The 6715-nt window shown below is 38.5% G+C and carries 5 protein-coding genes; 4 read left to right on the forward strand and 1 reads right to left on the reverse strand.

Annotation, left to right across the window (positions count from 1 at the left end; all coding sequences use genetic code 11):
• Positions 1-158: 158 nt before the first annotated feature.
• Both ED2_RS10190 and ED2_RS10195 read left to right on the forward strand, forming a co-directional pair.
• Entirely contained in the window at positions 159-1031 is an 873-nt protein-coding gene (locus ED2_RS10190; protein ID WP_060789784.1) for an ATP-binding cassette domain-containing protein, read from the forward strand.
• A complete protein-coding gene (locus tag ED2_RS10195; protein WP_016177129.1) occupies positions 1028-2551 on the forward strand; it encodes a hypothetical protein in 1524 nt (507 codons plus the stop codon). Before ED2_RS10190 ends, ED2_RS10195 begins: the two co-directional genes overlap by 4 nt.
• A gap of 90 nt (positions 2552-2641) precedes the next feature.
• Here the strand turns inward: ED2_RS10195 and ED2_RS10200 are convergent, their stop codons facing one another.
• Positions 2642-3451 (reverse strand): Cof-type HAD-IIB family hydrolase, encoded by an 810-nt coding sequence (locus ED2_RS10200; RefSeq protein WP_025481370.1) that lies wholly within the window; start codon positions 3449-3451, stop codon positions 2642-2644.
• A 305-nt stretch (positions 3452-3756) separates the two neighbouring features.
• Between ED2_RS10200 and ED2_RS10205 the strand changes: the two genes are divergently transcribed.
• Both ED2_RS10205 and ED2_RS10210 read left to right on the forward strand, forming a co-directional pair.
• Positions 3757-5193, forward strand: coding sequence for an NCS2 family permease (locus ED2_RS10205; protein WP_005877867.1), 1437 nt, complete (start codon positions 3757-3759; stop codon positions 5191-5193).
• Between the two features lie 261 nt (positions 5194-5454).
• Positions 5455-6627, forward strand: coding sequence for a multidrug efflux MFS transporter (locus ED2_RS10210; RefSeq protein WP_005877868.1), 1173 nt, complete (start codon positions 5455-5457; stop codon positions 6625-6627).
• Positions 6628-6715 lie beyond the last annotated feature (88 nt).

Raw genomic sequence — 6715 nt, forward strand, 5'->3', positions numbered from 1 at the left:
GTTACTGAGGCTAAGTTTTTCGTTGGTCCAGCATGGCTTTTTGAACTTCGCCAGAAGCCTTTGATGAGATGCGCGTCTTTTGTGTAATACTCCTAAATAGGATGTTTTAAAGATAGATAACAGAACCATTTATTATGAAATGAAAAGGACCTGATGAAATGGAACTTTCAGTTAAAAATTTGACAATGAGCTATTCGAACAAGACTGCGTTAGATGATGTATCGTTGAACTTCAAATCGGGTGGGTTAATCGGATTGATTGGCCCTAATGGAGCAGGAAAATCAACCTTGCTCAAAATCCTCTCTACTATGTTAAAGCCCAGTTCACGGGAGATTTTCCTGGAAAGTCAGGATGTAGTAAACCATCCCAAGATCATGCGCAATATTCTCGGCTACTTGCCTCAGCATGTGCCCTATTATCCACAATTATCTGCTACAGAATATTTAAATTATATTGCTGCAATAAAAGGTATAGCTGCGCAAGATGGAAAAATGCAAATCTCTCAATTACTAAAGCAATTCCACTTGGAAGATGTGGGAAAACGACGTCTGAATGATTTTTCAGGGGGGATGATCCAACGCGTAGGGATGGCCGCGACACTTCTAGGTGATCCAAAAGTAATTTTAGTTGACGAACCAACGGCCGGACTTGATCCGTTGGAACGAGCCACGTTTAGGAATATATTTAGTGAGCTTGCAGTTGAGCGGATCGTCATACTATCGACTCATATTATTTCAGATATAGAAGCAGTTGCTAGTGACTTAGTTTTTTTGAAGGCTGGACGACTACTTTTCCATGGGTCACCAAATGACTTAGTAAAAAAAGCGAATGGTATGGTTTGGGAGTATGTATTGCCGAGTGGAATCTTTCCAGATTCTTCGAACATGGTCAGTTCGCTGATCCAAGAGTCAGATGGCATACATGTGCGGGTGATTGCTGAAACAGCTCCGACGTCTTCTGCCAAGGTCGTTGCGCCAAGGCTCGAAGATGCGAGTATTGCACTGTTGGAAAGACAGGTGAAGCAAAAATGATTTGCATAATGAAAGCTGACCTCTTTCAACGGATCAGGATCCCTTCATTTTTTGTTACAGTTGCTATGCTATTATTTCTTTCTGTTATAAGTACACCTCGTGCAAAAGGAGTGATTCAGGTTCTTTCCATTGATCCAACTGTTTATCGTCAAGCAGATGACCCTTCATGGTTACCGTCAAGTGCAGCTTTGATATTAGGCTTGATTCTGCCCATAATAGGCTTTTTGTTCATAAGGAATTCACTATCCCTTGATCGTGAAACAGGAGTTGCCGATCTATTTATGACAACAAGCTTCCATCGATTTCGCTATGTTTTTGGTAAATTCACTGCAAATTGCCTTTTATTAGTAAGTCTATGGCTTACCGTAGTTATCGGAACTTTTTTTATGTCGATTTTGCGCTTCCCAGGACAATGGCTCTCTATGTACCAGTTTTTAAGCCCTTTTTTAGTACTGTTACCTGGTATTTTATTACTTTCGGCACTAGCTCTATTAGCGAATACTTTACCATTTTTACGAGGAACATTCGGAACGATTGCGATGATTTTTTTTCTTTTGATCCTCTACGTACTTGAGGCAATGAGAAATAAGCAAGAAGGGCTAAATCTATTCAATCTATCAGGAACGAATTATATTTTGGATGCAATAAAACAAGCAGGTATTGTTGCTGGAAAACCAATAAATGGCTTGCAAGTTTTAAGTAGTGGGAAAGGGCCACAGTCTGGCACCCTTTCTCTAGTTATCCCGGCTATCGATTTTAAGCCATCAGATTTGATAGTTATTGGGATACAAATAGTCATCTGTATATTTTTGGTATTATTGTCCGCTTTCTTGCTAAACAAGCGGATCATCGTCCGTAAAAAGTATAAAAAAATACAAACGCCGGTAATTGTTGACTCGAAACCAGTCAATAATCTAAAGTGGAAACCAATAGAAGAAATGAATTTTAAATACGATCGATTGATCAAGCAAGAGGCGATTCGAATCTTTCAAGTGATACCTCTTTGGCAATTAGTAGGAATCATATTGATGTGGATAGCAGCATGGATCGTGTCACGTTCTGTTTTGAATGAAGTAGTCTTGCCTATTTTATTCATCCTAGCAATCGGTCCGATCTCATTGCTAGGTAGTCAAACACAAACAAATGGGGTTTATGATTGGTTGAGAACTGTTACTAAAGGACAAAGGCATCAACAAAATAGTGAATTGATAGTTTTATTTTTGTTTGTATGTTGTCTGTTAGTGCCGATCATGGTAAAAAATCCCAGTGAAATAATTTTATTACTGTTTTTTGGTTTATCTTTGATACTATTGGCACAAGTGTTAGGGACACTCTTCAAAAACGGAAGAGCGTTTATAGGGATCATGTCAGTTTTTTGGTTCATCTATCTGAATGGTGTGACGGCTCTATTACCATTGCAAAAAGAGAGCAATCTTTTGGTGACGGGCGTATACGTTCTCTTGACGATCTTATTGATAGTGTTGCTACAGTTAAAGGTTTTGGTAAAAAACAGAGAATAAGATGACTTGTTTGCTACAAAATAAGCGTATAAAAAACAATCCAGACTGAAACGTCAAACAACGTTTTAGTCTGGATTGTTTTTTTAGGTTTTATAGAGCAAGTAGATCCTCAAGGTAAGCTGCTAACCCATCTTCTTGATTGGATAGGTCGGTAACATCATTTGCAACGCCTTTCAATTGATCAGTGCCATTTTTCATGGCAACTCCCCACCCGGCGTATTCCAATAATTCAAGATCATTATGTTCATCACCAAAAGCGATAATATCCTTTTGGTCAATGTCAAGATAATTTGCGATACGGTGGACACCTTTGGCTTTTTCGATCCCTTTTGAGACGATTTCCAAAATGGCCATTGGTCCGCCCCAAGTACGAACATCTACAAATTGACCAAATTGACGGGTCAACTCTGACGAAACCTGTTCCGCGTAACGTTTTTCCGTTCTTACTAATAGTGAAGTCGGATTAGTTGTCAAGTTTTGTGGTGATAGTAGATTTTGTGGGCTAGGTTTTGCAGAAGCAAAGATTTTGGCATCAAAAAAATCAAAGCTGTCAATAAAGAAAGTTTCACGATTTTCAGCAGCGATAAACTCTAAGTTCAACTGTCGTTTTTGAGCCAAAATATCAAAAACAATTTGTTTATCGATTGAAGTTTCTTTTTCTTGTGCCCAATGTTTGTTAGGGATATGGACTAGAGCGCCGTTAAAATTGACCATAGGCGTGGTTAATCCTAATTGTTGATAATATTGGTAACTCATTCTAAAAGGCCGCCCAGTAGCAATGCTGACATGGTGACCAGCTGCCACGGATTTCTTTAACGTATTTTCGGTTTTAGAAGTGATCAGTGAGTCTTGATTCAAAGTAGTTCCATCTAAATCAATTGCAATGAGTTTTTTATTCAAAAATGTCATTCCCTTCAAAGCGATGTTTGTTTAAGTCTAGCATATTTTAGTGAATAAACAAGGTACAACTTAGGTCAGATAAAAGCGGATACGAAAAAAATAACTTAATGTTCCTAGATTTAAAGTACATACAAAGTAAAACACGAACATTATTCGTTTTTTTTTGCTTTTTTTTCATTTTTTAGTTGAAAAACGAATGAAGCAACCTTATAATTTGAAATTGTTCGATGGAATGCGTTTTTTGTCTTATTGGTATATAAATTATTAAGCTTTCCGTTAGAAAAAAGTCAGGGAGTGGAAATTTTATGGAAAAGTTTTTCCAGTTAAAGAAGAATAACACGAATGTATCAACAGAAATGATGGCGGGTATAACGACTTTCTTTGCAATGAGTTATATCTTGTTTGTGAATCCAACCATTTTGTCTGCATCAGGAATGCCATTTCAGGCGGTCTTTTTAGCAACGATCATTGCTTCAGTCATTGGGACATTAGTGATGGGGTTGTTCGCCAACGTTCCTTATGCACAGGCTCCGGGGATGGGACTTAATGCCTTCTTTACATTTACTGTTGTTTTTGGATTAGGGTATTCTTGGCAACAAGCGTTAGCAATGGTCTTTATTTGTGGGTTGATCAATATTTTTATTACGGTAACAAAAATTCGTAAAATGATCATCCATGCTATTCCAGAAAGTCTGCAAAATGCGATTGGCGGAGGAATTGGAATCTTTGTTGCTTACGTGGGTATAAAAAATGCAGGTTTCTTATCTTTTTCAGCGGATCAATCAGCAATCACTAGTTCTGTTGTTGAAGGTGGTAAAGCAACAAATGTGACGATCAACGGCGGTATCGTTCCCGCTTTAGCAAATTTCAATAATGCACCAATTTTATTAGCAGTTATTGGTTTAGTGTTTACAGCAATTTTAGTTGTAAAGAATATCCGTGGGGCTATTTTGATCGGGATTGTGGTGACAACAGTTTTAGGTATCTTAATGGGTGTAGTTGATTTAGGTACAATCGATTGGAAAGCGAACTCTCTAGGAAGTTCGATCAACGAATTAGGTACGACTTTCGGAGCCGCTTTTGGCAAAGAAGGGATGCAATCATTATTCAGTGATTCTTCAAAGATTCCTCAAGTGTTGATGACGATCATTGCGTTTAGCTTGTCTGATACTTTTGATACGATTGGTACATTCATCGGAACTGGTCGTCGCACAGGAATCTTCTCTAAAGCGGATGAAGATGCACTAGAAGATGGCAGAGGGTTCAAAACTAAGATGGATAAAGCATTGTTTGCAGATGCTATTGCTACATCAGTTGGGGCAATTTTCGGTACATCAAATACGACTACTTATGTTGAGTCTGCTGCAGGGATCGGAGCAGGAGGTCGTACAGGGTTAACTTCTGTGGTAGTCGCGGTATTGTTTGCCTTAAGTAGTTTCCTTTCTCCTCTAATTGCAATCGTTCCAACACAAGCAACAGCTCCTGCATTGATTCTAGTAGGGGTAATGATGATGGCATCATTTGCTGACATCAAATGGCTTGATATGGAAGAAGCGTTACCAGCATTCTTTGCTTCGATCTTTATGGGCTTATGCTACAGTATCTCTTATGGGATTGCTGCAGGATTCATTTTCTACACGATTGTCAAAGTAGTGAATGGAAAAGCCAAAGACGTCTCAATTGCTTTATGGGTCGTAGATATTTTATTCATCATTAACTTTATCATCCTAGCAACAATCTAATTGTTTATTGAAAATTAGTTGTAAAAAAATTGAACTCGCTCTCGCTAACTGTTCTCAGTTAGTTGAGGGCGTTTTTTTGTCACAAATAGCCTTCACTGATAAAATATAAGTAATAGATATAGGTAAATGAAAAAAATATATTGGAATATTCAGAATATTTTTCAATTATCTCGATACATCGATTGCATAGGGGCGAAAAAATAAGGTATTATGAAAGAGATGAAAGAGGGATGATAGATGAAGAATCAATGAAGGAAAAATTTGATCATTACTTGGATCGGTTGTTTCTTTACGGGCTCAAGTATTAGTTTAGTTATGCCATTTATACCAGTTTATGTTGAACAATTAGGAACACCTAAAGACCAGATTGAATTGTTTTCTGGTTTAGCTATTTCAGTGACCGCGTTTGCTTCTGCGATCGTGGCGCCGATTTGGGGTAATTTGGCTGATCGGAAAGGGCGTAAAATCATGATGATCCGAGCAGCTGCCGGCATGACATTTACAATGGGTTCTCTTGCCTTTGTACCGAATGTCTATTGGTTGTTGATCATGCGCTTTTTAAATGGGATCTTGTCTGGTTATATTCCGAATGCTACTGCAATGATTGCATCGCAAGCGCCAAAAGAAAAAAGCGGTTGGGCGCTAGGGACGTTATCAACTGGGGCAATTGCGGGAAATTTGATTGGCCCTTCGATGGGTGGTGCATTAGCACAGTGGTTTGGGATGGAGAATGTTTTTCTGATCACTGGGGGACTGCTGTTAATAACAACGATGTTGACGATTTTCCTAGTGAAAGAAGATTTCCATCCAATTGAAAAGAAAGATTTGATCAGTACGAAAGAGTTATTCTCAAAAATGGATCATTTCTCTATTTTGGTTGGTCTTTTTGTGACAACGTTGATCCTGCAAATCGGGATCACGACGATCAGCCCGATATTGACCTTGTATATCCGTCAATTGAGTGGCAATTCAGAAAATATCCTGTTTGTCAGCGGATTGATCGTTTCGGTTGCCGGTGTTTCTGCTGTGTTCTCATCGCCAAAATTAGGGAAACTCGGTGATAAGATCGGGAATCAAAAAGTTCTATTAGCTGGCTTGGTAATGTCCGCTTGTTGTTATCTACCTATGGCATTTGTGACTACTCCGTTGCAACTTGGAATACTGCGGTTTATCCTAGGATTTTCGACAGGTGCGTTGATGCCATCTATCAATACGCTTATTAGTAAAATCACACCAACTGAGGGAGTCAGTCGAGTGTATAGTTATAACCAAATGTTTAGTAACTTTGGACAAGTCTTAGGCCCGATGTTAGGCTCCACTGTTGCACATGCCTTCAATTACAGTGCAGTATTTATTGTGACAAGCCTGTTTGTTCTATCAAATATCTTTTTGTCATTATTTAACTTCAGGAAGGTCCTTCATCAAAAATTGTGAGGATAGTTTGATGGGAATTTTAGAGCTATCAATTTGATTGGAAATTGAAAAAAGGGTGAGACAAAGTCTCACCCTCGCTTTATTTTTA

It is taken from the genome of Enterococcus durans NBRC 100479 = LMG 10746, assembly GCF_001544215.1.
GTDB classification, from domain to species: Bacteria; Bacillota; Bacilli; order Lactobacillales; family Enterococcaceae; genus Enterococcus_B; species Enterococcus_B durans.